The organism is Treponema sp. R6D11 (genome assembly GCF_054786075.1).
Map to the genome: position 1 here is coordinate 1 of NZ_BDHD01000346.1, position 1,316 is coordinate 1,316.

2 protein-coding genes are annotated in these 1,316 nt (G+C 51.0%); one reads left to right on the plus strand and one right to left on the minus strand.

Annotated elements, in window-relative coordinates; all coding sequences use genetic code 11:
• Window positions 1–855 (minus strand): DNA primase family protein (locus ACYVTD_RS12975; protein ID WP_461248162.1); only part of this gene is annotated, 855 nt, incomplete at its 3' end.
• A gap of 223 nt (window positions 856–1,078) precedes the next feature.
• Between ACYVTD_RS12975 and ACYVTD_RS12980 the strand changes: the two genes are divergently transcribed.
• Window positions 1,079–1,300: a hypothetical protein gene (locus ACYVTD_RS12980; protein WP_461248163.1), complete on the plus strand. Its 222-nt coding sequence runs from the start codon at window positions 1,079–1,081 to the stop codon at window positions 1,298–1,300.
• Window positions 1,301–1,316 lie beyond the last annotated feature (16 nt).

Sequence of the window (1,316 nt, forward strand, 5' to 3'; positions counted from 1 at the left end):
CAGCCGCTTCCCCTGCTCCGTTTCCGTAGTGGCCACAAACCGCGTCCCCCGCAGGCGGGCGATGTCGTTGGTCAGCGTTTCGTTGTTCCGCTTCATAAACGTTTCGGCGTAAGTGGTAACGGCGTAATCCCCCAGAATGTGCATAATCACGTTGAGGAAGGTGCTTTTGCCGTTCGCCCCCGTCCCGTAGAGGATGAACATGGACTGCTCGCTGATGTCCCCGCTGACCGCCCACCCCGCCGCCGTCTGGAGGAAGGAAATCAAATCCCCCTTGTAGCCCATGATTTCACGGATAAACTGTTTCCACTTGGGGCAGTCGGCGTCCCGGTCGTACCGCGCCCTTGCAATCTTGGTGATCATGTCTTCCTGGCGGTGGGGCAGCAGTTCCCCCGTCCGCAAATCGAAAATGCCGTTCTCCACGTTCAGCAGCCAGGGGTCGCGGTCAAGGTCGTCAACCGAAGCGTTAAGTTCGAGAATATACCGCGCAGCCCTGACGAAATTTTCCCTCTGCCTGGTGGACTCGCTCTTGACGGCGTATTTCTCAATTTCCATCCGTTCCCGGTGATCGGCGGTTTTGTAAATCTCGGCGTAGATATTCCGCACGATTTCCAAACCCTTCGTGTGGATCAACGCGCCCCCGCTGTCAGCCTCCCAATAAGCGTCATTCCAGACGATCCATTTTTTCCAGGGAGCTATGTACCTGATGTCCTTGCCGAACCGCTTAAGCAGCCTTTCCGCGGTAGTGGCGTCAGTGAGTTGCAGCAGCCCCATTTTAAGCTGCTCGATACGCAAAAGCACCGATTCTTCCATGAGCGAGTAACGCCCAGTGTCGCTTGTCGTTTCTTGTCTTCCCATTTACTGCTCTCCTTACATAAAAAGATTTATGCTCAAAATGTAGGGTGCTCCGGCACAGGGAAAAATGGGTAAAACGTGTAATTTTCTGGCTGTTGAGAGGTATGATGTCGTATACAGGATCGATAGGTAAAATCAATGGTTTTCACCCAAAACACCCCTTGCAAATGCTTAATATGTACTGTATCTTTGATTAAGGAGGAGTATCGCTATACCGCAAATTTATATGGCAAAATGGGCAAAAAAGCGGTTTGGCGTGGAAATTTTGTCAAAAACAGGCTGGAATCTGTCTGAATTTGAATATCGACCTGATATGTATACTCAACCGAGCCTGATAAGGGCGAAGGTTTCACTCTTGATTAAGGGAACTGCACTTGAGCAAAGAGTCGCTAATATGATTTCGGCAGAGGCGGCTTATTTGGGGAAGCAGAGAGAGGTATTGGGGTAATGAGAGGCATCTATGT

What these genes read in the sequence shown, in the direction of transcription:
- ACYVTD_RS12980 (WP_461248163.1), top strand. Translation starts at nt 1,079, where the DNA reads ATGGCAAAATGGGCAAAAAAGCGGTTTGGCGTGGAAATTTTGTCAAAA.